Consider the following 25,790-nt stretch of genomic DNA (forward strand, 5'->3'; position numbering starts at 1 on the left):
GGTGGGATTAAAGCGCAAGTAGGGCCATGCGCCGTGATAAGGCGTGTGAGGGGGCCATAAAAAAGCCCGCCCGCTACATCTGACCGACGTGCCGAGTGTCAGGCTCCGTAAGGGATCCAGATGTTCCGCACCTCAGTCGCATGGGTCAGGATGGATTTGGTGTTGTCCAGCGTCCAGTCGAGTGTGCCGCACCACGTTCGCTTGAGGTTGCCCGCCGCAGCGGTTTCGACCGTCCTCGTCAACGCGGGATTGGCAAAGGACCAGACCGCATCGATATCCATGTGCCGGGCCATCGGATCGGCCAAGTCTGCAGGGTCTCCCGTCAAAATGTTCACCACGCCTCCCGGCACATCGGAGGTGTCGATGACCTGATAGAAATCTGTCGCCGCTAGCGGGAAGGGCCGTGATGCTACCATGACGACGCGATTGCCCATCGCGATGGCGGGGGCCATCAGGCTGACAAGGCCCAGCAGCGGGTGATCGTCAGGACACAGGATCCCGATCGTTCCGACAGGCTCCTTCATCGCCAGCGCCACGCCGCGAATCGGCACGTCGTGGACCTGCCCGTCATACTTGTCGGCCCATGCGGCCGCGCTGAACAGCCGGTTGATACTGGCAGAGACCTCTGCCGCACCATCCTGGCCAGTCAGTGCGGCCACACGATCCGCAAACTCGTCGGCGCGGGCAGAAAGGTTTTCAGCCATGTAGTACAGGATCTGCGCCCGCAGATGACCGGTCGACGTGCCCCAGCCTTTCGCAGCGTTGCAGGCCTCGACCGCATTGCGCAGGTCCTTGCGGTTGGCAAGGCCGGCATGGCCCAGCAGCTTGCCGTTTGCGCCGAAGACCGCGCGGGAATAGCCGCCGTCCGGCCGCGCCTGCTTGCCGCCGATGTATAGCTTGGCAGTCCGGTCGAGGCCGTCTGCCGCACCTTCGCCAGCGAAGGCCGCGACCGGTTGCGCCTGCGGCGCGGTCGCGCGGGGCTTGGTGTAGCCTTCCAAACCTTCCCAGCCGCCCTCGCGCCCGAAGCCACTTTCGCGGACCCCGCCGAAGCCTGCGGCGGCGTCCATCATGTTCGTGCCGTTGACCCAGACGATCCCGGCAGCCAGTTTGGGCGCGACGTCAAGCGCCAGATTGATGTTCTCTGACCAGACCGAGGCCGCGAGGCCGTAGCGGGTGGAATTTGCGATCTCCACCGCTTCTGCGGGCGTGCGGAATGTCGTGGCGACCAGCACGGGGCCGAAGATCTCCTGCTGCATCAGCGGCGAGGCGGGCGACAGGCCGGTGATCAGCGTGGGTGGAAAGAAGCAGCCATCGGGCGCCTGCGTCTGATAGGTCTCACCCTCCGGGTGGGCGGCCAGCATGTCCGCGATGCGGGCCCGCTGACGCGGATGGACGATGGCGCCGATGTCGATGCACTTGTCGAGAGGATCACCGATGCGCAACTTGTCCATGCGGGCGCGCAGCTTGGCGTGAAACGCATCGGCGATGCCTTCCTGTACCAGCAGCCGCGACCCGGCGCAGCAAACCTGCCCCTGATTGAACCAGATCGCGTCGACGACGCCCTCGACGGCGGAGTCGATGTCTGCGTCCTCGAATACGATGTAGGGGCCCTTGCCGCCGAGTTCGAGCGACAGCGCCTTGCCGGTGCCGGCGGTCAATTCCCGAATGCGGCGGCCGACGGCGGTGGACCCGGTGAAGGCGACCTTGTCGACGTCCGACGTGACGATCATCTCGCCCACTTCGCCGTCGCCGGTCACGATGTTGACGACGCCCGGCGGAACGCCGGCTTGGTTACAGATGTCGGCAAACAGAAGCGCCGTCAGAGGTGTCCATTCCGCAGGCTTCAGGACGACGGTGTTGCCCATGGCGAGCGCCGGCGCGATCTTCCACGCAAGCATCAGAAGGGGGAAATTCCAGGGAATTATCTGCCCGCAGACGCCAAGCGGCTGCCGGTCGGGCAGTTCCGCGTCCATGATCTGCGCCATGCCGGCGTGGTAGTAGAAGTGACGGATCGCCTGCGGCACATCGATATCACGGGATTCGCGGATCGGTTTGCCGTTGTCGAGCGTTTCCAGCACGGCGAACAGCCGCGACTGCTTCTGCAGGATGCGCGCCAGCGCATAGAGCACCTTCGCGCGCGCATTGCCGTCCTTGGCCCAGGCGGGCTGCGCGGTGCGGGCGGCTGTTACCGCTGCATCGATGTCCGCCTGCGTGCCTTGGGTTACCTGTGCCAGCAACGCGTCGGTCGCCGGGTTCATCACGGCGAAAAGGGTGCCGGGGGTGGTCCAGGCGCCATCGATGAAATGGCCGAAGTCACCCTTCGACGCGAGCCATGCCAGCGCCTCCTTGCTGCTTTCGGGTGCGGGGCCGTAGTCCATGGTGTCGAAGATCTCCTTGACGGTCATGTCGCCTGTCCTCGCTTTTTTCCAAATACTCAAAGACCGGCCTCAGCCGATCGCGTGACGCCAACCTGCGGAGTAGCTGCCGGTCACGTGGTGTTCCAGCTGGCGCTCGATGTCGCCCAGAAGCGACGATGCGCCGAAGCGGAACAGGTCCGGCTGTAGCCAGCGGTCGCCCAGTTCGTCCTTGATCATCGACAAATAGACCAGCGCGTCCTTCGCCTTGCTGATGCCGCCAGCGGGCTTGTAGCCGATATGGATGCCGGTGCGGTCGTGAAAGTCGCGGATCGCGCGGATCATCGTCAGCGTCACGGGCAGGGTCGCATTGACCGATTCCTTGCCGGTGGAGGTCTTGATGAAATCGGCCCCCGCCATCATGCAGACCAGGCTCGCGCGGGCGACGTTGCGCAGGGTGCCGAGTTCGCCGGTCGCAAGGATCGCCTTGACGTGGGCGTCACCGCAGGCCGCGCGCATTTCGGCCATCTCGTCATAGAGCGCCTTCCAGTTGCCGGTCAGGACATGGCGGCGCGAGATCACGATGTCGATTTCCTCGGCGCCGGCCGCGACGCTTTCGCCGATCTCTGCGATGCGCAGGTGGAAGGGCGACAGGCCGGCGGGGAAGCCGGTCGAAACGGCGGCGACGGGGATGCCGGAGCCTTCCAGCGCATCGACGGCGGTGGCGACCATGTCATGATAGACGCACACGGCACCCGTGGTCAGGCCGGTCATGCCGAGCGCATCGAGGATATCGGGCGCGACGGGCTGGCGTGCCTTTGCACACAGTCGGCGGACGCGGCCCGCGGAATCGTCGCCGGACAATGTTGTAAGGTCGATCAGGCTGATCGCCTTGCACAGCCATGCGGCCTGATGATCCTTCTTCACGCTGCGACGGCCCGGCAGCGTAGAGGCGCGGCGTTCGATGGCCGAGGTATTGGCCTGTGCACGCATCACCCAGTCCATATCCAGCGCCATGCCGGGGTTGCGCGGCAGATGATCGTGTTGGGTCATGGCGGCGCTCCGTCGGACAATGGGGTCTTGTGACACGGATTTGACCGATTGGTCAATTACGGGGTGGGCTGAACGACGTCACGTTGGAACTGCTGTCGGTACTGCAGCGGCGTGACACCGAAATGGGCACGGAACAGCTTGTGGAAATGCGACAGATTGTTGAGGCCGATCGCCTCGGCGATGACCGGCAAGGGCTCGTTGTCGCTGGTCAGGGCGCGGGCAGCGCGCGTCATGCGGATGCGGTTTATATAGGCCGTCGGCGTCTGCCCCAGCCAGCGTTGCAGGCTGCGGCTGACGTGCGGGTGGCTTTGTCCCGTCAGCGCCACAAGCCCTGCGGCACCCTCGCGGTAGACGGCGGGATCATGGGCGGCGGCGCAGGCCCGATGCAACCAGACCGGCGCAGCGATCGGCAGACCGGTGTCATTGCGGGCGAGGTCCGCCAGAAGCGGCAAGAGAAAGGCCTCTGCGGCGAGCGTATCGTGCGGGCCGCGTTCGAGCAGATTCGCGGCGTGGTTCAGCGCAGTCAACTGGTGCATGTCGCGGTGGATTTGACCCGGGCTGTCAGCTGCCTGCCAGAAGGTCAGCGGCGGAAGTCTGGCGTCGAGATCGTCCACCAGTTCGGGGTGTAGCGCGACGGCGACAACGAGTGCAGCGTCACCCTTGCCTTGCAGTGCGTGCGTCTGACCGGGGCGCAGCAGGATCAGCGCGCCTTCCGTCAGGGTTGCGGTGCCACCGGGCAGGTGGTGGCGGACCGTGCCGTTCTGGACCCAGAAGAGTTCGACGAAATCGTGGTCGTGCAGGGCCTTCGGGCGGGCAGAGGTCAGCACCGCACGGGTCAGGTGAATGACCGTACCGTTGGGCAGGATATCTGCGTGATGCAGGGTGTGCGATGCCATCACATCAATCTAGCACGTTTTGGACGCCCGTGCAGGGGCGACCTGACGGCGGAACGGCGCTGTTCGCGGGCGGGGCCCGCGAAGGCGCCCCGCCCGCCGTCCCATCAAGTGCCGAGCGTGATGGCGTCATCGTGGTCAAGGAATGCGAAACCGTTGCCCGGCAAGGTTAGCTTGCCCTTCGTCAAGGCGCCGCTGTGAAGGCCCGCCAGTGTCGCCGACCCGGTGAGTGTCAGCGTAAGCGGCTTCGTCGACAGGTTGAAAACGCAGGTCAGGTTGTCGTCCGCCGTGCTGCGGGTAAAGGCGAGGATGGGCTCCGGCAGGCCGATCCAGGCGGTCTTGCCGCGGGTCATGCAGGGGTGCGATTTGCGGAACGCGATGACGTCCCGATAGAAGCGCAAAAGGCTGCCTGCCTGATCCTCCTGCAGGTCAACGGCGTTCTCGAGTTGCGGCGCCTTGACCGGAAGCCACGGCGTGCCGCTGGTGAAACCGCCGTTCCTAGCATCATGTTGCCACACCATCGGCGTGCGGCAGCCGTCGCGGCCCTTGACCCCGGGCCAGAAGCGGATTGCCTGCGCGTCCTGCAGCTCGTTGTATTCCATGACGGTTTCGGTCTGACCCAATTCCTCACCCTGGTAGATGCCGATGGTGCCCTCGAAGCTCATCAGCATGGCACAGGCGAGCCGGGCCATCGCATCCTCTGACACGGCATGATGGGCCCAGCGCGTCACGTGCCGCATCACGTCGTGGTTCGAGAAAGACCACTCCGGCTGGCCATCGGGGGCACCTTTCTGGAAGCCCTGAATGCAGGACCGGAAATGGGCAGCACTGAAATCCGGACCCAGCATGGCAAAGCTGTAGGCCATGTGCAGGCGTTTCTTGCCCTTGGTGTATTGGGCCATGATGTCGATGGACCGTTGGCCCATATCGCCGACTTCCCCTACCATCATGATGTCGTCGTACTGGTCGCAAAGTGCGCGCAACCGCTCGAGGAAACCGAGGTTTTCCTTCTGGTTCTTGTTGTGAATGTTGTCCTGCATCCCGTAGAGGTCCGTCGCCATGACCTGATGGGTGGCCTTGGCTGCCGGGTTGGACCGCAGCTTCTTGTCGTGAAAGTAGTAATTCACGGTGTCGAGCCGGAAGCCGTCGAGGCCGCGGTCCAGCCAGAACTTTGCCGTCTCGAGGATCGCCTCGACGACTTCGGGATTGTGGAAATTGAGGTCAGGCTGCTGCGACAGGAAGTTGTGCAGATAGTATTGCCCGCGTGTGGCGTCGAACTCCCATGCCGGCCCGCCGAAATGGCTGTGCCAGTTGGTCGGCGGGCTGCCGTCGGGCTTGGGGTCAGCCCAGACGTACCAGTCTGCCTTCGGATTTGTGCGGTCCTTGCGGCTTTCGATGAACCACGGGTGCTTGTCGGAAGTATGGGACAGAACCTGATCGGTAATGACCTTCAGTCCCAGATCGTGGGCCTTGGCCAGCATCCGGTCGAAATCGTCCAGGCTGCCGAAGATCGGATCGATGTCGGTGTAGTCGGACACGTCATAACCCATGTCCGCCTGAGGGCTGGTGAAGATCGGCGACAGCCAGATGCAATCGACACCAAGACGCGCGACGTAGTCAAGCCGCTGCGTGATTCCGTTAAGGTCGCCGATTCCGTCGCCGGTCGTGTCCTGAAAAGATCGCGGATAGATCTGATAGATCACCGCATCCCGCCACCATTCCCGCATCAAGTTGCTCCTTACCATCTAAGCACTACCCTAGCCGTCACAGCGGCAAGCGAAAGCCGCACTGCGCCATAAATGGGGGGCGAGCGGATGAAAAGACCGACATGGGTCGGCATTGCCGGAATTACGGGCCTGTTGTGGAACGCGCTCGTGCTGTTCCAGTTCGTGGGATCCGTCGGGCGCACCGAGGGGGATTTGGTCAGCCAGGGCAGCACGGCGGCGCAAGCGGCGGCGCTGGCGCGGGTTCCGATCTGGGCCGAGGCGGGGTTCGCGCTGGGCGCGGTGGCCGGTATCGCGGGCTGCATCCTGATCGCGCGTCGCCGCCGGGCTGCCGTGCCTGTACTTGTGGTGGCACTGGTGGGTTATGCAGTGCTTTGCCTCGGAAATCTGGCGCAGGGCGTCTATGCGGTGACGGGGACCGCGCATATAAGCGTCAGCATCGCGCTGCTGGTGATCGCAGCGGCCCTCGTGGCGGCGTCGGTCCACGGCGCCCGACGCCATATTCTGACCTAAGGAGATCGCCATGCCGATCACACCTGTCGCCGATCTCGTCGCCGCCGCCCGGGCGCGGATCACGGAAGTCGATACGCCCACCCTCATGGCGATGGCCGGGGATCCCGACGTCGTCATCGTCGATATCCGCGATGTGCGCGAGCGGACGAAGGGACATATCCCCGGCAGCTTCCACGCGCCGCGCGGGATGCTGGAGTTCTGGGTCGACCCGGCCAGCCCCTATCACAAGCCGATCTTCGCCGAGGACAAGCGGTTCGTGTTCCACTGCGCCAGCGGCTGGCGATCGGCACTGAGCGTGGCGGCATTGCAGGACATGGGGTTCACTGCATCGCATCTGCGGGACGGTTTTAGCGACTGGGTCGCACAGGGCGGCGCGGTGACCGTTCCGCCTCCGCGCGATTGATCTCTCTATCGCCGCGAGCTAGACGCTGGCGGCGACACGATGGAGAGACCCAATGCGCGTGCTTGTGACGGGCGGTGCCGGATATATCGGCAGCCATACGTTGGTGGAATTGCTGGGGCAGGCGCATGAGGTCTGCGTGCTGGACAACTACGACAATTCCAGTCCCCTCGTGCTTGATCGGGTCCGCAAGCTGACAAACGGCGCCGTCATGGCGGTCGAGGGCGATGTGCGCGACGATGTCATCCTGTCGGATGTCATGTCTGACTTCCGCCCCGATGCGGTGATCCATTTCGCGGGCCTCAAGGCGGTCGGCGACAGCATGACCAATCCGCTCGGCTACTACGACGTGAACGTGAACGGCACCTTGCGTTTGTTGCGCGCGATGAATGCCGCGGGTTGCACCCGGATCATCTTCTCCTCCTCCGCCACGGTGTATGGCGAGCCGATCTATCTGCCTTACGACGAGGCACACCCCCTGAATCCGACGTCGGTCTATGGCCGGACCAAGCTGATGTCGGAACAGATTCTGACGGACTGGGCGAATGCTGGTGGCGGCAGCGCGGTGATCCTGCGCTATTTCAACCCGGTCGGGGCCCATGCCTCGGCAATCATGGGCGAAGATCCGTCGGATGTGCCCAACAACCTGATGCCCTACATCGCGCAGGTTGCGATCGGCAAACGCGCGCATCTGAACGTGTTCGGCGATGACTACGACACGCCGGACGGCACTGGACAGCGTGATTATATCCACGTGGTCGATCTTGCACGGGCGCATGTCGCAGCGCTGGACTATGCAGCAACCCATACGGGCGCGCGGCCCTTCAACGTGGGCACGGGGCAGGCCTATAGCGTCAAGCGTATGGTCGCCGCTTTCGAGGCAGCGACGGGCCGGCCGATTCCGGTCGTGATCGCGCCGCGCCGTGCCGGCGACATCGCGGCGATGCAGGCCGATGCGAGCCGCGCCCGGCAGGAACTGGACTGGCAGGCCACCCACACTTTGGAGGACATGGCCGCCAGTACCTGGGCGTGGCAATCCGCCAATCCGGACGGATACCGCAGCGCCAACGACTGACCGCTGTGCCGCCACAGCATCGCTGGAACTAAATGACGGGCTGCGCTGTTTTGTCACCAATGACATCAGCGCGACCCGGTCCGGATCTTTTGTCCGCACCCGGCCGCCCAGCCGAAGGACAGATCATGACCAATACCAATGACACGCTCCACGATGCAAAACACGAAGCCGAGGACGTCGCGCATGACGCCAAGGACCGCGCGAAATCCGTTGTCGATGACGTGACGGCGCAGGCCCGTTCCGTGGCCCACGATGCATCAGAAACCCTGCGGTCCGAAGTGACCGCGCGGGCCGACGCCGCCAAGGGTGCCGCGGCGCAAGAGGTCAGCAATGTAGCAAGCGCCCTGCGCAAGGCCGCGCAGGAAAGCCGCAGCGGCAGCGCGCAGGAGCGGACCTTTGGTCAGATCGCCGATTCGCTGGCCGACGCTTCCGACGCGATCAGCAATAAGGATCTTGGCACGGCGATCAGCGATGTAGGCGAATTCGCGCGTCGCAACCCGCTGACGTTCCTCGCCGGCGCAGCGCTGGCCGGTTTTGCCGTCAGCCGCTTCGTCAAGGCATCCGACCGGCACGCCGTTGCCACCAATTCGGATGAATTCATGCCGCCGCGCCATGGCAATGCCGATTTCGGCGGGCGGGGCTGATCATGGATCGCCAAGACCCCCGCAGCACCGGATCGTTGCTGACCGACGTCTTGGGCAGCATCGGTAATCTCCTGCGACAAGAAGTCGATCTGGCGCGTGCAGAGGTCGACGAAAACCTCAAGCGGGCCGGCGCGGCTCTGGGCCTGCTGGTAGCCGCCATCATCCTCGCCTTCATCGGGCTTTCAGTCCTCTCGACTGCGGCGATCTCTGCTCTGGTGCTCGCTGGCATCAGCCAGCTTTGGGCGACCCTTCTCGTCGGTCTCGTCGTGCTTCTGGTCGCCGTGATCATGGTGATCATCGGCCTCAAGCGGTTGAAGCTGTCCAGCATCGCACCCAGCCGTACGGCCCGCAGCCTCAAGGCCGATGCGCACATGATGAAGGAGGCCTACAATGACCGATGATCGCCGCTCGCCGACCGAGATCGAGGCGGAGATCGCCGCGGAACGTGCTAAGTTGAGTCACGATCTGGAAGCGCTGCAGGATCGCCTGACCGTGGACGGCCTGATGGACGAAGTTCGACTGCAGGTTCGCGGCCAGATCGATGCTGTGACTGCGCAGTTACGCAGTCAGATCGGCACGGTGTCGAACGAGGTCGCGGTGAACATGCGCGACCAGATCGCGACGACCGGCCGCACGGTCAGCCGGGTCGCTGCGCAGAACCCTTGGCCCTTTGCCGTCATTGGCGCTGGACTGGCATGGCTGGCGGTCAGCACGGCCATGCCCGATCGTGGCGCACGAAAGCGTCCCCGCATCGGCATGGCGCCGGTCAAGCGGACCGTTCCGACAAAGCCCGCACATTACGACAATAGTCCCGCAGACATGGCCGCCTCGCGGCTGGAGCATGAGGCGGACGACTGGGCAGCGTCGGTCCTCGACACCGGGTCAAATCCGATCCCGCCCTACGATCCCGAACCGTCTTGGGCACGCGACGATGACAGACTGACCACGTCGCGCCGTTGACCCCACCCTGCCGGCTGCGAAATCTGCCCGCCCGGCACCCGTAGAACAAAGGAAAGCAACATGAATACGTCCGCAAAAGAAATGATGAACGACGCCAAGGATAGCACGCGGGAAATGGCGAACGACGCCAGCGAATCCGCGACGGGTCTGGCTCATCGCGCCAACGAGGCGATGCACCGTGTCGGTCACGATGTCAGCGCCGAGGCGCGCCGTCTTCGCGATCGCCTTGCCGAAGGTACCGAGGGACTGTCGGAGGCCGCGCGTGAACGCGTCATTGCCGCGCGCCACCGCGCGCTCGACGCCCGCCGTCAGGCGAGCAAGGCCATGTCGGACGGTCGTGACGCCGCGTCCGATCTGTACGAGCGGCAGCCGCTGGTTGTCGGTGCGCTCGCCTTCGCAGTGGGTGCGGCAGTTGCGGCCCTGCTCCCCAAGACCCGGACCGAGGATGCCTATCTGGGTGCCCGTCGCGATGCGCTGATGGACGAAGCCGACCGCATCTTTCACGAGGAAAAGTCGCGTGCGACGCGCGCCTTTGAAGCGGCGCGGTCGGAATTCGAAACTGCAGCCCATGACGCAACCGAGGCCGCCGGCGCGGCGCTGAAGGATGCGGCCGCACAAGCCGAATCCAAAGCCCGTGAAGCCGCCGACACAGCAGCCGAAAAGGCTCGCAAGGCCGCCAATACCTGAGCTTCAGGTCGTATCAATGACAACGGGGGGGCGCTTAACTGCGGCCCCCCGTTCGTATGTATTGCTAGACTTCAGCAGGCCCAGTTCACATCAAGACATGCGTAACGGTCCTTGAAATTCAGCCGCTCTTCCCACGCCGCACGATCGGTGATGCGGATGTAGGGGCGGCTCAGGACAAGCTGCCCCGCCTTCTGCAAGCCACGCAGCAGCCGGTTCACGTAAATGTCCGTCAGCCCCAGCGCATCGCCGATCTCTTTCTGCGAGAATGGCAGGGGGAACCGGTCAGAGGTCTGCTCCGTCGTCTGCTCGGTCTTGCTCTTTATCGACAGCAGAAAGTGCATCAGCCGGTCTTCCGCGCTGAACCGCGTGATCGCATGCAAGCGGTCGTTCATCGCAGTGGCGTCCAGGCTGCTTTGCGACAGCAGCATGGCGAACAGCCGAGGATGGGATTGACCCAGATCACACAGTTCCGCCCTGCTCAGCAGGTTGACCGTGCCGTCGGTCTGCATTGTCGTCTCGTGCTGCGGCAACCGGAAACCAAGGTCGGACAGGCCGATCAGGTCGCCGGCCATGTAGATCTGTGTGATCGTCGTCTGGTCCCCCGCGCTGCGCACCCGCGACGCCGCCCAACCGGAGCGGAGGATCGCAATCCTGTCGTCGGGCCGGTCCGCAGCAAACACCGGATCTCTCTTGGACCGGGGTTCTGCGGTACCCTCCAAGCGGTGCATGGCATCACGCTCTGCCGAATCCAGCGTCACGTGACGGTTCAGTCGAGTCAGAAAGGCACTGTTCAGTTGTTTCACAAGTCCATTCCTTATCAAAAATGGCACTGGCCCCGCGGATCGCAAAACCGCAAGTGCTGTTGTCCATCAATCTGGATCAACTTTTATGTTGGGTGGAGGGCGCACGATATAAACTGGTTTAATCACCGCCGCCTTTTGCTGGTTGACCCTACGGTAACCGCGCCTCCTTTCCATTTTCCCTGGCGCGGGCGATAGTCTCGCCCGCACCCAGCGGAGATTTCCATGACAACCCCCTGCATCATCTGTGTCGCCATCACTGGCTCATTGCCGACCAAGGCGGACAACCCTGCCGTGCCGATCAGCGTGAGCGAACAGATCGAAAGCACTCAGGCGGCCTTCGAGGCCGGGGCCACAATCTGCCACGCGCACGTTCGCAATCCAGATGAAACGCCAAGCAGTGACCCCGAGAAGTTCGCCGCCTTGCAAGAGGGGTTGAAAAAGCACTGCCCCGGCATGATCATCCAGTTCTCGACCGGTGGCCGGTCCGGTGCCGGTCAGGCACGGGGTGGCATGCTGTCCCTGCAGCCAGACATGGCCTCGCTGTCCGTCGGATCGAACAATTTTCCTACCCGCGTCTACGAAAACCCACCTGATCTGGTGGACTGGCTGGCTGAGGAGATGGTGAAATACGAGGTGAAGCCGGAGGTTGAGGCCTTTGACCTTAGCCACATCCTGGGCGCTGCGAGGCTTCATGCCGAGGGAAAGATCAAGGCCACACCATATGTCCAGTTTGTCATGGGGGTGAAGAATGCGATGCCCGCCGACAGAGAGGTCTTCGACTTCTATATCAAGACGGTGAACCGCCTGTTCCCGGGTGCGCCATGGTGCGCGGCGGGTATTGGTCGCAATCAGGCGGTGCTGAACGACTGGGCAATCTCGAACGGCGGTCACGCCCGCACGGGGCTGGAGGATAATATTCGCCTGAATCGTGACACCCTTGCGCCGTCGAACGCGGCACTCGTGCAGCAAACCGTCACGGTATGCGACACATACGAGCGGCCCGTGGCAACATGGCAGCAGGCAAGAGAGATCCTGGGACTGCGGCCTGCGTAAACGCTAGAGCGGCCCGGCGCCCATCGCATCCTCGATGCAGGATGTGAACAGGTCGAGGGCCGCCGGTAGCCGCCGGTATGGCGGGAAATAGGCGGTCAGCCAGATGTCGGGCGTGCGCCATCCTGGCAGCAGGCGCACCAGTCGCCCGGCGGCAATGCCGTCTCGCAGCAGAAAGTCGGGCAGCAGCGTGATTCCCTCTCCGGCGAGGGCAAGTTGCGCCAGCAGATCGCCGTTGTCACAGGTGAACGTGGCTGGCACGCGCACCGGTTCCGTCAGCCCGCTTTCGGGATCGGTCAGCTGCCACTGGTCGCCGTCTGCAAGATGTGCGTAGGCCAAGGCGCTGTGTTCGCGCAGATCGCCGGGTACCAGCGGCGTCCCCCGGCGCGCCAGATACGCTGGTGCGGCAACAAGCGACCGGGGCACCGGCGCAATCTTGCGCCAGATCGTCGACAGGTCCGTCGGCGTGCCGGAAATGCGCAATGCCATGTCTAGATCGTCCGTCAGGATGTCCACGAAACGGTCCGTCAAGCTGATCTGCAGATCGATGTCGGGCGTCCGCTGCTTGAACCTAACCAGCGGTGCCGCCAACGCATGCAGCCCAAAGGATAGCGGGGCAGAGACACGCAGACGACCCTTCAGGCTGGTCTGGAACGCCCGTACGTCGTCCTGCGCACGCGCCAGCCCGCCGACCAGTGGCAGCACCTGATCGCGAAACGCCGTCCCCGCCTGCGTCAGCGATACCCGTCGGGTCGTGCGAACCAGCAATTGCACGCCCAGCCGCGCTTCCAGCTCTCCGACCGTGCGCGTCACAGACGAGGGCGCCACGGCAAGTTGCTGAGCCGCCTGTGTAAAGCTGTGCGCGTCCGCGACCGCCAGAAAGGCCGCGATCTGCTCAAGCTGTCCTGCCATTATTGCGGTTCCTGCAATCTATTCCGCCGAAGTGTTGCGGTTATCGCAACCGCCGTCCAGCGCTACATTCGGTCCAACAGCAAAGGAGAGCATCATGCTGAACCAGATCAAGGGCCTGCACCACGTCACGTCCATCGCCTCCGACGCGGCAGAAAACAATGCGTTCTTCACCAAGGCGCTGGGTCTGCGCCGGGTGAAGAAGACCGTCAATTTCGACGCCCCCGACGTCTATCACCTTTATTACGGCGACGAGGTCGGCACCCCCGGCAGCGTCATGACCTACTTTCCCTTCCACGACGCCGCCCGCGGCCGGCACGGCACGGGCGAGGTTGGCGAGACCGTATTTTCCGTGCCCAAGGGCAGCCTCGGCTTCTGGGGCCACCGTCTGGGTGCGGCTGCGGCGGATGTAGAGAAGGTCAGCCACTTCGGCGAGGACCGGGTGAAATTCCGCACCTTCGACGGTGAATCATTTGCCGTGGCGGAGGTCGCCGATGACACCCGCGGGGCCTGGACAGGCAACGGCATCGACGCCGACCATGCGATCCGCGGTTTCCACGGTGCCACGATGCGCCTGCAGGACACCGGCGCCATGGCCGAACTGCTGCAATTCATGGGCTATCAGAAAGCCGAGACCCGCGACAACGTCACGCGCTTCATCATCGAAGGCGGGACGGGCGCCGATACCATCGACCTCGAGTCCTTGAAGACAACGCCCCATGCCTCGCAGGGTGCCGGCTCCGTTCATCACATCGCCTTTGCGGTAGAAAACCGCGCCGCGCAGTTGGAGGTCCGAAAGGCATTGCTGGATACCGGCTATCAGGTGACGCCGGTCATCGACCGCGACTACTTCTGGGCGATCTACTTCCGCACGCCCGGCGGTATCCTGTTCGAGGTGGCGACCAACGAGCCCGGCTTCGACCGTGATGAGGACCGCGCCTACCTGGGCGAGGCACTGAAACTGCCGACCCAGCACGAACGGCTGCGTCCGTTCCTGGAACAGAACCTGCAACCCCTGGGGGACTGACGGATGTACCACTTTGCGGAAACCAAGGGACAGACCGGTGCCGCGCTGGTCTTTACCTTTCACGGCACCGGCGGCAGTGCAGATCAGTTCCACGGTCTGGCATCCGAGCTGATCCCCGGCGCCCACGTGATCTCGCCACAGGGCGACGTCAGCGAAGGTGGTGCGGCGCGGTTCTTTCGCCGCACGGGGGAAGGTGTCTACGACATGGATGACCTCGCGCGACGCACTGCCGCGATGCGCGACTTCGTCGAAACGGCGATCGCGCGGGTGAAGCCATCGGGTGTCATCGGTCTTGGGTATTCGAACGGCGCCAACATACTGACGTCAGTAATGCTGAAGGGCCCACGCCTGTTCGATCGGGCACTACTGCTGCACCCGCTGATCCCATGGACGCCTGACGCGAACCCCGCCCTGGACAGCGTGAAGGTCCTGATCACCGCCGGTCGCCGCGATCCGATCTGTCCCCCGCCGCAGACGCAAGCACTGGCTGACGCGCTGACGGCCATGGGCGCCGCGGTCGACCTGCACTGGCACGACGGCGGGCACCAGATCGACCGCAGCGAGGTTGAGGCGATCCGGCAGGCATTGGGCACTAACATAGGGCAATCCGGCTGAGGACAGCCTCAGCGATCAGAAGTCGGCGTTCACGCCCGGCAGGTTCAGCGATTTGATCAGATCACGCAACTCCTGCCGGGCCGCGATGTTGCTGATGTTGAGGTTCTTCACTCCGATATCGCGCAGGTCAAGCAGGGTCAGGCCGCGGGGAAAGAGCTCGCGGAAGATGACTCTCTCGTTGAAGCCCGGTGCGATGCGAAAGCCGATCCGCTTGGCCAGCTTGTTGATCACCCGCTCCATCTTGTCCTTGTTGACCATCTGCTGAGCGCCGACGCGGTTGCGTGCAACGATCCAGTCGATGGGCGACAAGCCGGCCTGCGCCCGAAGCTGTCGGGCGTTCCAGACCATTTCGGAATAAACGCTCGGTCCGGTAATGTTTTCGCCCGCCGTGTCCACATGAGCCAGCAGGTCGAAATCCACGAAGCTGTCGTTCAACGGGGTCAGCAGTGTATCCGCAAGGCTGTGCGCCACTTGGCTCAGGCGGGTGTGGCTGCCGGGGCAATCGATCAGGATGAAGTCGCTGTCCGGTTCCAGCTTGGCGACGGCCATCGACAGGCGGTGGTCGAAGATGTTTTCATTCGGACCAATCTGCGCCTGCTCGATCTCCGGTAGATCCGCATAGGCCGGCGACGGCAGGTCCAGCCCCTCGGTCGCCATGAATTGCTGCCGGTTCGTCATGTAGCGGCCCAGCGATTTCTGCCGCAGGTCCAGATCCAGTGTACCGACCCGGTGGCCCATGCGGGCGAGAGCGGTGGCCACGTGCATCGCGACGGTCGACTTGCCGGCGCCACCCTTTTCGTTCCCCACCACGATGATATGCGCCACACCCAGTCCCCAAGCCTTTAATCGTTCCGCATACCTTATCTTGTGTGTTGCAACGATGAAAGCGCAAGAGCGCGACCGCCCACCTTTTCCATTCCCCTTGACAGCAGCGTCACAAGCAGTCATCTGCCACCCAGACGATTGATCCTGCCGCGTGAGCAGGGCCGGGCAGATGCCCCGCAAGATCACCGTCGCCAACTTCGGTTCCCATGATCACGCAGGGGGTCCAGCGCCAGATCGGCGTCAGGGCAATGCGGCTTTGACTGTCAGGATTTCGGCGCAACCTTTTGTCGCCGCGCGCACATCCCCGTGCGCCCGAACCGCTTGGGCCGGAACGGCCCGGAAAGAATACTGATGGATTTTGACATGCTGGGCCTCGCGCCCCGCCTTGTGGCCAAACTGGCAGAGCAAGGCATCACCGACCCGACCCCGATCCAGACGCAGGCCATCCCGCACGCCATGAACGGCCGTGACGTGATGGGCCTCGCCCAGACCGGCACCGGCAAGACGGCGGCCTTCGGCCTGCCGATGATCGACGCGCTGATGAAGGCGGGCGTGAAGCCCAATGCCAAGACCGCCCGCGGTCTGGTGCTGGCGCCGACCCGCGAACTGGCCAAGCAGATCGCCGACAACCTGACCGATTACACCAAGGGCTCGCACCTGAAGGTCGCCCTTGTGGTCGGCGGCGCCGGCATCGTTGCGCAGACCAAGCGTCTGGCCGGTGGCGTCGACCTGCTGGTCGCGACCCCCGGTCGCCTGATCGACCTGCTGGACCGCCGCGCGATCCGGCTGGATGAAACAGTGTATCTGGTGCTGGACGAAGCGGACCAGATGCTCGACATGGGCTTCATCCATGCCCTGCGCCGCATCGCGCCGCTGCTGGCGACACCGCGCCAGACGATGATGTTCTCGGCCACCATGCCGAAGCTGATGAGCGAACTGGCCGATGCCTACCTGACCGACGCCGTGCGCGTGCAGGTCAACCCGCCGGGGCAGGCCGTCGCCAAGATCGAACAGTCGGTCCATTTCGTGGCGCAGGCTGCCAAGACCGACCTTCTGGTCGAGCTACTGGACAAGCATCGCGACGAACTGGCGCTGGTCTTTGGCCGCACGAAGCATGGCTGCGAGAAGCTTTACAAGCAGCTCGAGGCCAAGGGTTTTGCAGCCGCGTCGATCCACGGCAACAAAAGCCAAGGTCAGCGTGAACGTGCGATCGAGGGCTTCAAGGCGGGCAAGATCCGCGTGCTGGTTGCGACCGATGTTGCCGCCCGCGGCATCGACATTCCGGGCGTGCGCCACGTCTACAATTACGACCTGCCCAACGTGGCCGAAAACTATGTCCACCGCATCGGCCGCACGGCCCGCGCAGGTGCCGATGGTGCCGCCATCGCCCTTGTGGCGCCTGATGAGATGATCGAACTGAAGGACATCGAGAAGGCCATGAAGGCCGAAATCCCGGTCGCGTCCGGGCGTCCATGGGAAATCATGCCGGGCCAGAAGAAGCGTCCGAATGGTGGCGGCGGCGGTGGTCGTGGCCGCGGCAACGGTGGTGGTGGTGGCGGCCGCGGCAAGCCAGCCCAAGCCGCGGGCAAGCCTGCGGGCGGAAAACCGCAAGGTCAGCGTCGGCGCTCTGGCGGCGGTGGCGGTCGCGGGCGGTCCGCCGCCTGAGTGCTATGACGGACGGACTGGGGCGTTCCGGCGACGGCGCGCCCTTTTTCATGGCAGAAGGCCGTTCAGTGCGACCCGCCCAGACCCAGCAACACCATCCCGAGGATGAGGAACGCGAGACCTGCCAGCGTCATCGATGTCAGCGCTTCGCCATAGATCAGGGCACCGATCACGACGGTGCCGACCGATCCGATCCCCGTCCAGACTGGATAGGCGATGCCGACGGGCAGGCTTCGCATCGCCCACGCCAGCGCAACCATGCTGGCCACGATCAACGCTGCCGTCAGCAAGACCGGCCCCGGTGCCGGTTTCGCCGCAACGGTCTTCAGCAGGCCCGCCCATGCGGTTTCCAGTAACCCCGCGACAACAAGTGCCAGCCAGGCCATATCAGGAGGCCCTCATGCGTCGGGCCCGGTGGCGGAGGATAGGGCTTCGTCCGTCGTGATGACCTTGGCGTAACTCATCGCGAGGGGGGCCAGAAAAGCGGCCTGCACAGTGGAGGCCGGGATGTCGACACCACCGAAACTGGTGGCCTTCGCTCCACAGGCATCCGACACCACGGTTGCCTTGAAGCCATAATCCACGGCGGCCCGCGTGGTCGCATCAATGCACATTTGGGTCATCGCGCCGCAGATGGTTAAAGTGATCACCCCTGCATCCCGCAAGCGGTCAAGCAGGTCCGTCTCGTGAAAGCCGTTGGGCCGGTGCTTCAGCACGACCGCTTCCGTGTCTGTTGGCCGGACCGTTTCGTTGATCTCTGCGCCGGGTGTGTTGGGTCGGAAGAAGGGCGCCTTGTCTGATCCTGCCTCGTGACGGATATGGATGACAAGCTGTGCGGACTTCCGTGCATGGGTCAGAAGGCGCGCGGCATTGGCGGCCACCTCCTCCATCCGGTCCACCTCCCACGCGCCCCCGGGGAAATAGTCGTTCTGGATGTCGATCAGGATCAGGGCGGTCTCGGGCATCGGGTCCTCCGTTCGGTCAGAAACGACAGCTAGCGCATCCGCACCGATGCACAAATGCAAAACGCCGCCCGAAAGGGGCGGCGTTCCGATACGCAATTGCGATTTGGCTCAGAAGCCCAGGCCGGCGTACTTGTTCTTGAACTTCGACACACGACCGCCGGAGTCCATCAGGCGAGACGAACCGCCGGTCCACGCGGGGTGCACCGAAGGGTCGATATCCAGCGACATCTGGTCGCCTTCCTTGCCCCAGGTGGAGCGCATCTTGACCACTGTGCCATCGGTCATCTTGACGTCGATGTCGTGGTAGTCGGGGTGAATACCTTTTTTCATCGGTTCCGTCCTTATGTCTTGGGCTTGTAGTTGGTGACTTCGACGATACGCGCCGACTTGCCGCGACGGGCACGCAGGTAGTACAGCTTGGCACGACGGACCTTGCCGCGACGCACGACCTCGATGCTGTCGATGTTGGTGGAGTGCAGCGGGAACACGCGTTCCACGCCCTCGCCGAAGGAGATCTTGCGCACCGTGAAGGAACCGGCGATGCCGGAACCGTTCTTGCGGGCGATGCAGACGCCTTCGTAATTCTGAACCCGGGTGCGGGTGCCTTCGGTCACCTTGTAACCGACGCGGATGGTGTCACCCGCCTTGAAGTCGGGGATCGACTTCCCCAGCGCAGCGACTTGCTCCGCTTCGATCTGTGCGATGATATCCATATCATGCGCTCCTATGATAGCACGGGTTTTCCCGCGACGTTGATGCGAACCTCAGAGCTCTCGGTCTTCATCCGGGTCCCTACCGTGTCTTGCACAATAAGCCCGCCAGAGGTCAGGTCTGCGTTCCTTTGTCAGCCTTTCGGCCTGCGCCCGTCGCCAGTCGGTGATCCGTCCATGATGCCCCGACAGAAGAACGTCGGGAATGGTGCGGCCGTGCCAGTCGGCGGGTTTCGTATAGTGGGGGTGTTCCAGAAGCCCGTCGGAGAATGACTCTTCGACCGTGGACTCCTGATTCCCAAGCACGCGGGGTATAAGACGGACCGTCGCGTCAATCAAGGCCATTGCCGCGATCTCTCCGCCAGTCATCACGAAGTCGCCAAGCGACACTTCAATCATGTCGAAATGATCGATCACGCGCTCGTCGATCCCCTCGAACCGGCCGCAGAGCAGGGTGACGCCGTCAGCCTGTGATAACTTCTGCATCAGGTCCTGCGTCATGGGACGGCCGCGCGGGCTGAGGTAGATCAGCGGCATGTTGCCTCGCGCGCCGCTACGTACCTCGCGCAGCGCCTTTTCCAGCACGTCGGCACGCAGGACCATACCGGCACCGCCGCCGGCGGGGGTGTCATCGACGTTGCGGTGCTTGCCCTCGCCGAAGCGGCGCAGGTCGGTGACCTGCAACTGCCACAGCCCGTCTTTCAGCGCCCGGCCCAGCAGGCTTTCGCCCAAGATGCCGGGGAAGGCATTCGGAAGCAGGGTCAGGACCTGCGCGGTCCAGACGCCCGCCAGATCCGGCGCGTCGGTCATCAGTTCCTGCGGGCGCAGGGTCGGTCGGATGGTCTTGCGGCCAAGGGCGCGGGGGGGCGGTGCATCGGTCATCCCCGCGTCTTAGGCCATCGCGGCGCGGTCGCAAACGTCTTTCGTCAGACGAGGGCAATGATCCCGAACAGGGCCAGCAGGAACAGGATCAGCACGACAAAGATCAAGATCTTCGCGCCGGTCAGCGCAGCCCCCGAGATGCGGCCGAAACCAAGAAGAGTCGCAATGGCGGCGACGACGAGGAGGGTGACGATCCAGCCCAGCATGATGCGGTCCTTTCGGGTGTATTCCGGGGCCAACGCCATGCGGCCGGCCCGGTTCCCTCAGTCCTCGATGTCGGCGATCCTTGCAGTCTTCAGCATCGCGTCCTTCGCCGCCTTCAGCGCCGCCTTGTCGCGGCTGGCGCGGTTCATGGCCAGAAACTCCGCCTCCAGCGCCAAGGTCTGGCCGGAGTTGGCGCGGGTGGCGGCGGGCAGGCGGTCGCGCACATCCTGCGGCACGCCCAGCAGGTCAAGGACAGCGCTCGCGGGGCCTTCGCGGCGATGTCCCACGTCTTCCAGCTTTACGAAATGCGCCGCGACGCCCAGCGCTTTGGCGATCGCTTCCGCCTCGGCCCGCGGGTCGATCAGGTCGGGAAAGCGGGCGCGGAAGGTGTCGTAATCCTCGCGCAGGTGGATTGACCGGAGCAGGTGGCCATAGACGCTGCGGATCCAGCTTTCCCTGTCGCGCAGGGTATAAAGAAACGTGATCTGCACCTCCGCGCCGAAGCGTGCCTGAAGGGCTGCGATGATCTGCCGGCCCAGAGGCACGGCCACATCGCGATTGTTGCGGATCAGCCGCCCCGGAAAGCGCCGGTGCCCCGGCATCGACCCGCTGAAGGTTTCCCGCGACAGCACGATCACCGGCGCGTCGGGAATCTTGACCAGAAAGCGGTCAAAGCTGCGCCTGAACGCCCGCAACCGCCACGGGTAAGGCTTTTGCCCGAAGATGCGGGCGGCGCTGCCGGCGGACAGGAAGTCCGCCTTGCCGTAAAACGAAAGGTAGGGTTTCAGCGCGCGGCGGTTCTGGCCCAGCCAGCTTTGCAGGGATGACGTGCCGGTCTTGTGAAAGCCGGGGTGGACGACGACATGTACCATCAGGCGGTCCGCCAGCCGCCCAGATCGACCGCCTCCGCCAGCCGCTCCTTGGCTGCCCTGACGGCACGGTCGCCCAGCGGACCGCGGTTCAAAGCGAGGAATTGTTCCCAAAGTACCTGCTCCGGCCCGGTATTTCCATGACCGACCGCGACCAGATCACCGCGTGTGGTGGACGGCACTTGCATGAGGTCGCACAACGCGCCGCCCGGTCCCAGCGGATAGTGTGCCAGGTCTGCCAATGGAAGGGTGAAGACCGGCACGTCGCCCACCGCAGCGGCAATCTGTGCCGCCATACCGGTCAGGTCGGCCGCGGCGGCGTAGGTCCGCGCAAAACCCTCTGGCGTTTGGGTCAGACGCTGGCCGCGCAGGTGGTGCCGATAGGTGCTGAACAACCAACCGTCCGCATCGCGGGTGGTCAGGATTACGCGCAGACGCGCCTTGGGGTGCCGGTCCTGAAAATAGCCCGTCAGATAGGCCGCCAGCGTCGGTGCGGCGCCGTAGTCGTCTACGTCGGGCCAGCCGGGCAGATGACCGAGCAGCCCTTCGCAGGAGACGAGGATGTTCTGAGCGGGCTTGACTTCAGCCTCTGCCAGCGCCGCGTCCAGCGCGGCGACCATGTCCATCAGCTCAGCGGGATTCCGGTTGCGGGAAAAGCGGCAGGCCATCTGCACCGCGGGCTTCAGGTGGCGCAGCATGACACTCGTGAAATGAGGCGCCAGCGCGGTCCGGTTCAGCCACAGGAAATGCTGGATCGAGCTTGTGCCCGTCTTGTGAAACCCCGGATGCAGCAGGATTTCTGTCATGGTGCGGGAAACAACCCCTCCGGCGGGTCTGCGATGATCCGGCCGGCGGTCAGGTCGACCGTGGGCACCAGCGCCTGCGTGAAGGGCAGGAGCACCGTTTCCGTCTGGCCCGGCACAGCGATATCCAGCAGATCGCCCGCCCCGTGATCGACGACCCGCACGACCCTGCCCAGCATGGCGCCGCCCGTGTCGAGAACCGTCAGTCCTTCGAGGTCCGCATAGTAATACTCCTCGTCCTCGGGCGCGGGCAGGGCGCTGCGCAGGGCGTAAAGGTCGATATTGGTTAGCGCGTCGGCGTCCTCTTTCGTCACAACGCCGTCAAGGCGCGCGGTGAAGCCACCTTTGATCTGGCCAGTCAACACGACCTGCCCAAAGGTGCGGCCCGTATCGGTGGTCAGCGGCGCATAGTCGGCAATTGCCTCGGGGTCCGCGCAAAAGGATTTCAGCCGGACCTCGCCGCGCACGCCAAAGGACCCCGACAGGCGGCCCACGATGACTTTCGGATCGGTTTTGGCGGTCATGGCAAACCCTCTGCTTGGCGGGGCGCTGGGGGCAGCACCCGGCAAAGAAGCGGGTGAGCCGGATCGTCTTCACGATCCGGCCCGGCGCAGACAGGATTATTCCTGCGCTGCGGTTTCTTCCGTGGCCTCTTCGACAGGGGCTTCCTTGGGCGCGTTGGCGGCGTCGTCGATCGCCTTCTGCTTGGCGGCCTTCTCCTCGGCGCGCTTCACGGCCTGCTTGCCCGGTTCGCCCTTCTTGAGGTTGGCGCGGTCCTTCTTGGGCAGGGTGCCGGCAGCTTCCAGCATGCGGGCGACCCGGTCGGTCGGGACGGCGCCCTGATCGAGCCAGTACTGCACGCGCTCCATGTCCATCTTGACGCGGTTCTCGTCGTCCTTGGCGAGCATCGGTGCGTAGGTGCCCAGCTTTTCCTTGAAGCGGCCATCGCGCGGCATGCGGCTGTCGGCAGCGACGATGGAATAGTAGGGGCGCTTCTTGGAGCCGCCGCGGGCGAGACGAAGTTTCATGGCCATTGGTAATGTTCCTTCTTTGGCATGGATGACAGCGGGTGCCGTCAGGATTGGTGTTGTTCGTGGTGGTGGATGACTTCCTGAATGATGAAGTTCAGGAATTTCTTGGCAAACTCGGGGTCCAGATCGGCCTTGTTCGCAAGATCGGTGAGGCGGGCGATCTGTGTCGCCTCGCGTGCGGGGTCCGAGGGCGGCAGGGCGTGTTCCGCCTTCAGCCGGCCTACGGCCTGCGTGTGCTTGAACCGCTCGCCCAGGGTATAGACGAGGATCGCATCCAGCCGGTCGATGCTGGCGCGATGCTCCTTGAGGACTTCAGCGGCGCGGGTGGTGTCGTCGGTCACAGCGCGTACTCCGGCCGGGGGTGGCGCCATATCTCGCAGCCGTCGTGCATCTCGCCCTCGACCTTTTCCGCGCCGAGGCGCTTGGCCAGCGCGATCGCACGATCGTTCTCGGGGTCGATGTAGCTGACCAGCGTCTCGAAGCTCAGCGCGTTCCAAGCGTTGTTGCGCGCCTTCTCGGACGCCTCGAAGGCGTATCCATGACCCTCGGCATCCTCGGTGAAGAGGAAACCCAGCTCCGGCTCGGGGTCGCCGGTCTCGTGCCCCAGCAGGACGAAGCCCAGCACGCGTTTGTCGTCCTGATGCTCGACCGTCCACATGCCGCAGCCGCGCAGGATCCAGCTGGCGGTCAGCTGGATGAAGTCGTCCCAGGCGCCTTCGCGGGTCAGCGGGCCAGAGACGTAGCGGCCGCGGTCCGAAGTGACGAGGTCGGCGAAGACGTCGAAATCCTCCATGTAGGGGCCGCGCAGGATGGTGCGGTCCGACGCGATGCGCGGCAGGGCCTGCAGGATCCGGTCCGCCGCGATGGCGGCCTGTCCGGCGGGGGGCTGTTCCCAAGGGTGGATGGTCATGGAGAATCTCCGGATGATGCGGGTGTCAGTGATCGGTGTTCGGCGCTTGGTGCCGCCAGACGGCGCTGTCGTCGTAGTTGGCGGGACGTGCCGCCTTGGGATCGCGGACGGCGCCCAGCTTCTCGGCCAGGGCAACGGAACGGGTGTTGTCCGGGTGGATGTAGCTGACGGCCGTCGTCCAGCCGAGGACGTTGAAGGCATGGGTCAGGGCGGCGCGGGCGGCCTCTGTCGCGATGCCTGTGCCTTCGATCGCCGGGTCGAAGATCATCCAGCCGATTTCCGTCTCGGGCCAGTCCGGCGGGGTCCAGGGGCCGACGAGGCCCAGGGCCCTGTCATCGCCGCGCTGGGTAACGGACCACATGCCGCAGCCGAAGATGTCCCAGTGCCCCAGTTCGGCAGCGAAGCTGCGCCAGATGGTGCCGAGGTTGCCCTGCTGATGAAAAAAGGTAGCGCGGTCCGACATCATGAAATCGCGGAACGCAGGCCAGTCGCCCGGTGCGGGACGGCGCAGGGTCAGCCGCCCGGTCTGCAGAATGGTGCTGGATGGGGTCATGGGTAGACCTTTGTGCCGTAGGTCCGAGAAAGGTGGTCGGGCGAGGCGGCCGTGATCAGTTGGTCGGACCGCACAGCCCGACGCAGCGGCCGGAATGCCTCCGGCTGAAGTGTTTCAACGGGATCGAGGACCATGAGGGGCACGATTTACTTCTTCTTGCCAAAGCCGGAAAGGCCGGCCGGCAATTTCATGCCGCCGCCAAGGCCGGGCAGGCCACCCATGCCGCCAGCGGGCATCTTGCCCTGCAGGGCCTTCGCGGCCTCTTGCATCGCGGCAGGGTCGTTCATGTCGGGCATGCCGCCGCCCTTGCCCATCATCTGCTTCATCGCGTTCTTGAGCATCCCACCCTTGCCCATCTTCTTCATCATGTCGGCCATCTGACGGTGCTGTTTCACCAGCTTGTTCAGCTCCGACACCTCGAGGCCCGCACCCTTGGCGATCCGCTTCTTGCGGCTGGCGGCCAGCAGGTCGGGGTTGGCGCGTTCGGCCTTGGTCATGGAGTTGATGAGCGCAATCTGGCGACGCAGGATGCTGTCGTCGATACCGGCAGCGTCCATCTGCCCCTTCATCTTGCCCATGCCGGGCAACATGCCCATCATGCCCTCCATCCCGCCCATCTTGAGCATCTGGTCCAGCTGCATCTTCAGGTCGTTCATGTTGAAGCGGCCCTTCTGGAACCGCCGCATCATCTTTTCGGCCTGTTCGGCCTCGATCGTCGCCTGCGCCTTTTCGACCAGCGCCACGATGTCGCCCATGCCGAGGATGCGGCCCGCGATGCGGCTCGGCTCGAAGGTCTCGATCGCGTCCATCTTCTCGCCCAGACCGACGAAGCGAATCGGTTTGCCGGTGATCGCACGCATCGACAGGGCAGCACCGCCGCGACCGTCACCGTCCATTCGGGTCAGCACGACGCCGGTCACGCCGATCTTGTCGTCGAATTCCTGCGCGACGTTGACGGCGTCCTGACCGGTCAGACCGTCGACCACCAGCAGCGTTTCGCGCGGGTTGGCGACGTCGCGGACGGCGGCGGCCTGGGCGATGAGCTCTGCATCGATGTGCAGGCGGCCGGCGGTGTCGAGCATGTAGACGTCGTAGCCGCCCAAGGACGCGGCGGTCTTGGCGCGCTTGGCGATCTGAACGGGCGTTTCACCCTTGACGATGGGCAGGGTGTCGACGCCGATCTGGGTGCCAAGGATCGCGAGTTGTTCCATCGCCGCGGGGCGATTGGTGTCGAGGGAAGCCATGAGAACGCGCTTGCCCTCGCGCTCCTTCAGCCGCTTGGCCAGTTTCGCGGTCGTCGTCGTCTTGCCAGAGCCCTGCAGGCCGACCATCAGGATCGGCGCGGGCGGGTTGTCGATCTTCAGGGCACCGGGGTCGGTGTCGCCGGTCAGGACGTGTTCGAGTTCGTCATGGACGATCTTCACGACCTGCTGGCCGGGGGTGATCGATTTCGTCACGGCCTGTCCGGTCGCCTTGGCCTGCACCGCGGCGACGAAGTCGCGTGCGACGGGTAGCGAGACGTCGGCCTCCAACAGGGCGACGCGGACCTCTCGCAGGGCGGTCTTGACGTCGTCCTCGGACAGCGCGCCCTGCTTTGTCAGCTTGTCGAAGACGCCTGACAGGCGGTCTGATAGGTTCTCGAACATCGGCGCGTGCCCCGTATCTC

At 64.3% G+C, this 25,790-nt stretch carries 32 protein-coding genes; 11 read left to right on the forward strand and 21 right to left on the reverse strand.

Annotation, left to right across the window (positions count from 1 at the left end; all coding sequences use genetic code 11):
* Nucleotides 1-98: 98 nt before the first annotated feature.
* From BUA54_RS14540 to BUA54_RS14555, 4 genes are all read right to left on the reverse strand, one after another.
* Nucleotides 99-2,405, reverse strand: coding sequence for an aldehyde dehydrogenase family protein (locus BUA54_RS14540; protein ID WP_072857982.1), 2,307 nt, complete (start codon nucleotides 2,403-2,405; stop codon nucleotides 99-101).
* A gap of 42 nt (nucleotides 2,406-2,447) precedes the next feature.
* Nucleotides 2,448-3,407, reverse strand: coding sequence for a deoxyribose-phosphate aldolase (deoC, locus tag BUA54_RS14545; protein WP_072857983.1), 960 nt, complete (start codon nucleotides 3,405-3,407; stop codon nucleotides 2,448-2,450).
* A gap of 56 nt (nucleotides 3,408-3,463) precedes the next feature.
* The gene (locus tag BUA54_RS14550) at nucleotides 3,464-4,303 is read right to left on the reverse strand and encodes a helix-turn-helix transcriptional regulator (protein ID WP_072857984.1); all 840 of its coding nucleotides are present in this window, start codon (nucleotides 4,301-4,303) and stop codon (nucleotides 3,464-3,466) included.
* 104 nt (nucleotides 4,304-4,407) lie between these two features.
* Nucleotides 4,408-6,027 (reverse strand): alpha-glucosidase, encoded by a 1,620-nt coding sequence (locus BUA54_RS14555; RefSeq protein ID WP_072857985.1) that lies wholly within the window; start codon nucleotides 6,025-6,027, stop codon nucleotides 4,408-4,410.
* An 87-nt stretch (nucleotides 6,028-6,114) separates the two neighbouring features.
* Between BUA54_RS14555 and BUA54_RS20870 the strand changes: the two genes are divergently transcribed.
* The 7 genes from BUA54_RS20870 to BUA54_RS14590 all read left to right on the forward strand — a co-directional run bounded on the left by BUA54_RS20870 (nucleotide 6,115) and on the right by BUA54_RS14590 (nucleotide 10,303).
* On the forward strand, nucleotides 6,115-6,537 hold the full coding sequence (locus tag BUA54_RS20870) for a hypothetical protein (protein WP_072857986.1): 423 nt from the start codon (nucleotides 6,115-6,117) through the stop codon (nucleotides 6,535-6,537).
* 10 nt (nucleotides 6,538-6,547) lie between these two features.
* Entirely contained in the window at nucleotides 6,548-6,940 is a 393-nt protein-coding gene (locus BUA54_RS14565; RefSeq protein WP_178352760.1) for a rhodanese-like domain-containing protein, read from the forward strand.
* A gap of 52 nt (nucleotides 6,941-6,992) precedes the next feature.
* Nucleotides 6,993-8,012, forward strand: coding sequence for a UDP-glucose 4-epimerase GalE (gene galE, locus BUA54_RS14570; RefSeq protein WP_072857988.1), 1,020 nt, complete (start codon nucleotides 6,993-6,995; stop codon nucleotides 8,010-8,012).
* 125 nt (nucleotides 8,013-8,137) lie between these two features.
* Nucleotides 8,138-8,656, forward strand: coding sequence for a hypothetical protein (locus BUA54_RS14575; RefSeq protein WP_072857989.1), 519 nt, complete (start codon nucleotides 8,138-8,140; stop codon nucleotides 8,654-8,656).
* A gap of 2 nt (nucleotides 8,657-8,658) precedes the next feature.
* Nucleotides 8,659-9,057 carry a phage holin family protein gene (locus BUA54_RS14580; protein WP_072857990.1) on the forward strand — a complete coding sequence of 133 codons (399 nt, stop codon included), beginning with the start codon at nucleotides 8,659-8,661 and terminating at the stop codon, nucleotides 9,055-9,057.
* Nucleotides 9,047-9,616: a DUF3618 domain-containing protein gene (locus tag BUA54_RS14585; RefSeq protein WP_072857991.1), complete on the forward strand. Its 570-nt coding sequence runs from the start codon at nucleotides 9,047-9,049 to the stop codon at nucleotides 9,614-9,616. The genes BUA54_RS14580 and BUA54_RS14585 overlap by 11 nt, the downstream gene beginning before the upstream one ends.
* A 60-nt stretch (nucleotides 9,617-9,676) precedes the next feature.
* On the forward strand, nucleotides 9,677-10,303 hold the full coding sequence (locus BUA54_RS14590; protein ID WP_072857992.1) for a hypothetical protein: 627 nt from the start codon (nucleotides 9,677-9,679) through the stop codon (nucleotides 10,301-10,303).
* Between the two features lie 71 nt (nucleotides 10,304-10,374).
* Here BUA54_RS14590 and BUA54_RS14595 read toward each other — a convergent pair whose 3' ends face one another.
* On the reverse strand, nucleotides 10,375-11,106 hold the full coding sequence (locus BUA54_RS14595) for a Crp/Fnr family transcriptional regulator (RefSeq protein WP_072857993.1): 732 nt from the start codon (nucleotides 11,104-11,106) through the stop codon (nucleotides 10,375-10,377).
* Between the two features lie 222 nt (nucleotides 11,107-11,328).
* Between BUA54_RS14595 and BUA54_RS14600 the strand changes: the two genes are divergently transcribed.
* Nucleotides 11,329-12,159, forward strand: coding sequence for a 3-oxoadipate:acetyl-CoA acetyltransferase (locus BUA54_RS14600; protein ID WP_072857994.1), 831 nt, complete (start codon nucleotides 11,329-11,331; stop codon nucleotides 12,157-12,159).
* 3 nt (nucleotides 12,160-12,162) lie between these two features.
* On the opposite strand, the gene BUA54_RS14605 is transcribed toward BUA54_RS14600, so the two are convergent.
* Nucleotides 12,163-13,068, reverse strand: a complete 906-nt coding sequence (locus BUA54_RS14605; RefSeq protein WP_072857995.1) for a LysR family transcriptional regulator — start codon at nucleotides 13,066-13,068, stop codon at nucleotides 12,163-12,165.
* A gap of 94 nt (nucleotides 13,069-13,162) precedes the next feature.
* Here BUA54_RS14605 and BUA54_RS14610 point away from each other — a divergent pair, with 94 nt between their 5' ends.
* Together BUA54_RS14610 and BUA54_RS14615 are read left to right on the forward strand one after the other, a co-directional pair.
* Nucleotides 13,163-14,092: a VOC family protein gene (locus tag BUA54_RS14610; RefSeq protein WP_072857996.1), complete on the forward strand. Its 930-nt coding sequence runs from the start codon at nucleotides 13,163-13,165 to the stop codon at nucleotides 14,090-14,092.
* Between the two features lie 3 nt (nucleotides 14,093-14,095).
* On the forward strand, nucleotides 14,096-14,707 hold the full coding sequence (locus tag BUA54_RS14615; protein WP_072857997.1) for an alpha/beta hydrolase: 612 nt from the start codon (nucleotides 14,096-14,098) through the stop codon (nucleotides 14,705-14,707).
* A gap of 15 nt (nucleotides 14,708-14,722) precedes the next feature.
* Here BUA54_RS14615 and BUA54_RS14620 read toward each other — a convergent pair whose 3' ends face one another.
* The gene (locus BUA54_RS14620) at nucleotides 14,723-15,532 is read right to left on the reverse strand and encodes a division plane positioning ATPase MipZ (protein WP_072857998.1); all 810 of its coding nucleotides are present in this window, start codon (nucleotides 15,530-15,532) and stop codon (nucleotides 14,723-14,725) included.
* A 351-nt stretch (nucleotides 15,533-15,883) separates the two neighbouring features.
* Here BUA54_RS14620 and BUA54_RS14625 point away from each other — a divergent pair, with 351 nt between their 5' ends.
* Complete coding sequence (locus tag BUA54_RS14625) at nucleotides 15,884-17,197, forward strand: DEAD/DEAH box helicase (protein WP_072857999.1); 1,314 nt, start codon at nucleotides 15,884-15,886, stop codon at nucleotides 17,195-17,197.
* Between the two features lie 65 nt (nucleotides 17,198-17,262).
* Here BUA54_RS14625 and BUA54_RS14630 read toward each other — a convergent pair whose 3' ends face one another.
* From BUA54_RS14630 to ffh, 14 genes are all read right to left on the reverse strand, one after another.
* Nucleotides 17,263-17,583, reverse strand: coding sequence for a DMT family transporter (locus BUA54_RS14630; protein WP_072858000.1), 321 nt, complete (start codon nucleotides 17,581-17,583; stop codon nucleotides 17,263-17,265).
* A 12-nt stretch (nucleotides 17,584-17,595) separates the two neighbouring features.
* Nucleotides 17,596-18,162, reverse strand: a complete 567-nt coding sequence (locus BUA54_RS14635) for a cysteine hydrolase family protein (RefSeq protein WP_072858001.1) — start codon at nucleotides 18,160-18,162, stop codon at nucleotides 17,596-17,598.
* A gap of 108 nt (nucleotides 18,163-18,270) precedes the next feature.
* Nucleotides 18,271-18,492, reverse strand: coding sequence for a 50S ribosomal protein L31 (rpmE, locus tag BUA54_RS14640; RefSeq protein ID WP_072858002.1), 222 nt, complete (start codon nucleotides 18,490-18,492; stop codon nucleotides 18,271-18,273).
* Nucleotides 18,493-18,503: 11 nt separating this feature from the next.
* Nucleotides 18,504-18,875 carry a 50S ribosomal protein L19 gene (rplS, locus tag BUA54_RS14645; protein WP_072858003.1) on the reverse strand — a complete coding sequence of 124 codons (372 nt, stop codon included), beginning with the start codon at nucleotides 18,873-18,875 and terminating at the stop codon, nucleotides 18,504-18,506.
* Nucleotides 18,876-18,926: 51 nt separating this feature from the next.
* A complete protein-coding gene (gene trmD / locus BUA54_RS14650) occupies nucleotides 18,927-19,754 on the reverse strand; it encodes a tRNA (guanosine(37)-N1)-methyltransferase TrmD (protein WP_072858004.1) in 828 nt (275 codons plus the stop codon).
* A gap of 44 nt (nucleotides 19,755-19,798) precedes the next feature.
* Nucleotides 19,799-19,999 carry a DUF1328 domain-containing protein gene (locus BUA54_RS14655; protein ID WP_425434974.1) on the reverse strand — a complete coding sequence of 67 codons (201 nt, stop codon included), beginning with the start codon at nucleotides 19,997-19,999 and terminating at the stop codon, nucleotides 19,799-19,801.
* An 18-nt stretch (nucleotides 20,000-20,017) separates the two neighbouring features.
* Entirely contained in the window at nucleotides 20,018-20,830 is an 813-nt protein-coding gene (locus BUA54_RS14660; RefSeq protein WP_072858006.1) for a hypothetical protein, read from the reverse strand.
* Entirely contained in the window at nucleotides 20,830-21,633 is an 804-nt protein-coding gene (locus BUA54_RS14665; protein WP_072858007.1) for a hypothetical protein, read from the reverse strand. The genes BUA54_RS14660 and BUA54_RS14665 overlap by 1 nt, the downstream gene beginning before the upstream one ends.
* Nucleotides 21,630-22,154 (reverse strand): ribosome maturation factor RimM, encoded by a 525-nt coding sequence (gene rimM, locus BUA54_RS14670; protein WP_072858008.1) that lies wholly within the window; start codon nucleotides 22,152-22,154, stop codon nucleotides 21,630-21,632. Before rimM ends, BUA54_RS14665 begins: the two co-directional genes overlap by 4 nt.
* A gap of 96 nt (nucleotides 22,155-22,250) precedes the next feature.
* Complete coding sequence (rpsP, locus tag BUA54_RS14675) at nucleotides 22,251-22,664, reverse strand: 30S ribosomal protein S16 (RefSeq protein WP_178352761.1); 414 nt, start codon at nucleotides 22,662-22,664, stop codon at nucleotides 22,251-22,253.
* Nucleotides 22,665-22,705: 41 nt separating this feature from the next.
* Entirely contained in the window at nucleotides 22,706-23,002 is a 297-nt protein-coding gene (locus BUA54_RS14680) for a chorismate mutase (RefSeq protein ID WP_072858009.1), read from the reverse strand.
* Nucleotides 22,999-23,571 carry a GNAT family N-acetyltransferase gene (locus BUA54_RS14685; RefSeq protein WP_072858010.1) on the reverse strand — a complete coding sequence of 191 codons (573 nt, stop codon included), beginning with the start codon at nucleotides 23,569-23,571 and terminating at the stop codon, nucleotides 22,999-23,001. The genes BUA54_RS14680 and BUA54_RS14685 overlap by 4 nt, the downstream gene beginning before the upstream one ends.
* Before the next feature lie 25 nt (nucleotides 23,572-23,596).
* On the reverse strand, nucleotides 23,597-24,124 hold the full coding sequence (locus BUA54_RS14690) for a GNAT family N-acetyltransferase (RefSeq protein ID WP_072858011.1): 528 nt from the start codon (nucleotides 24,122-24,124) through the stop codon (nucleotides 23,597-23,599).
* 146 nt (nucleotides 24,125-24,270) lie between these two features.
* Entirely contained in the window at nucleotides 24,271-25,770 is a 1,500-nt protein-coding gene (gene ffh / locus BUA54_RS14695; RefSeq protein WP_072858012.1) for a signal recognition particle protein, read from the reverse strand.
* Nucleotides 25,771-25,790: the final 20 nt, after the last annotated feature.

The organism is Loktanella atrilutea (genome assembly GCF_900128995.1).
Taxonomy (GTDB): domain Bacteria; phylum Pseudomonadota; class Alphaproteobacteria; order Rhodobacterales; family Rhodobacteraceae; genus Loktanella; species Loktanella atrilutea.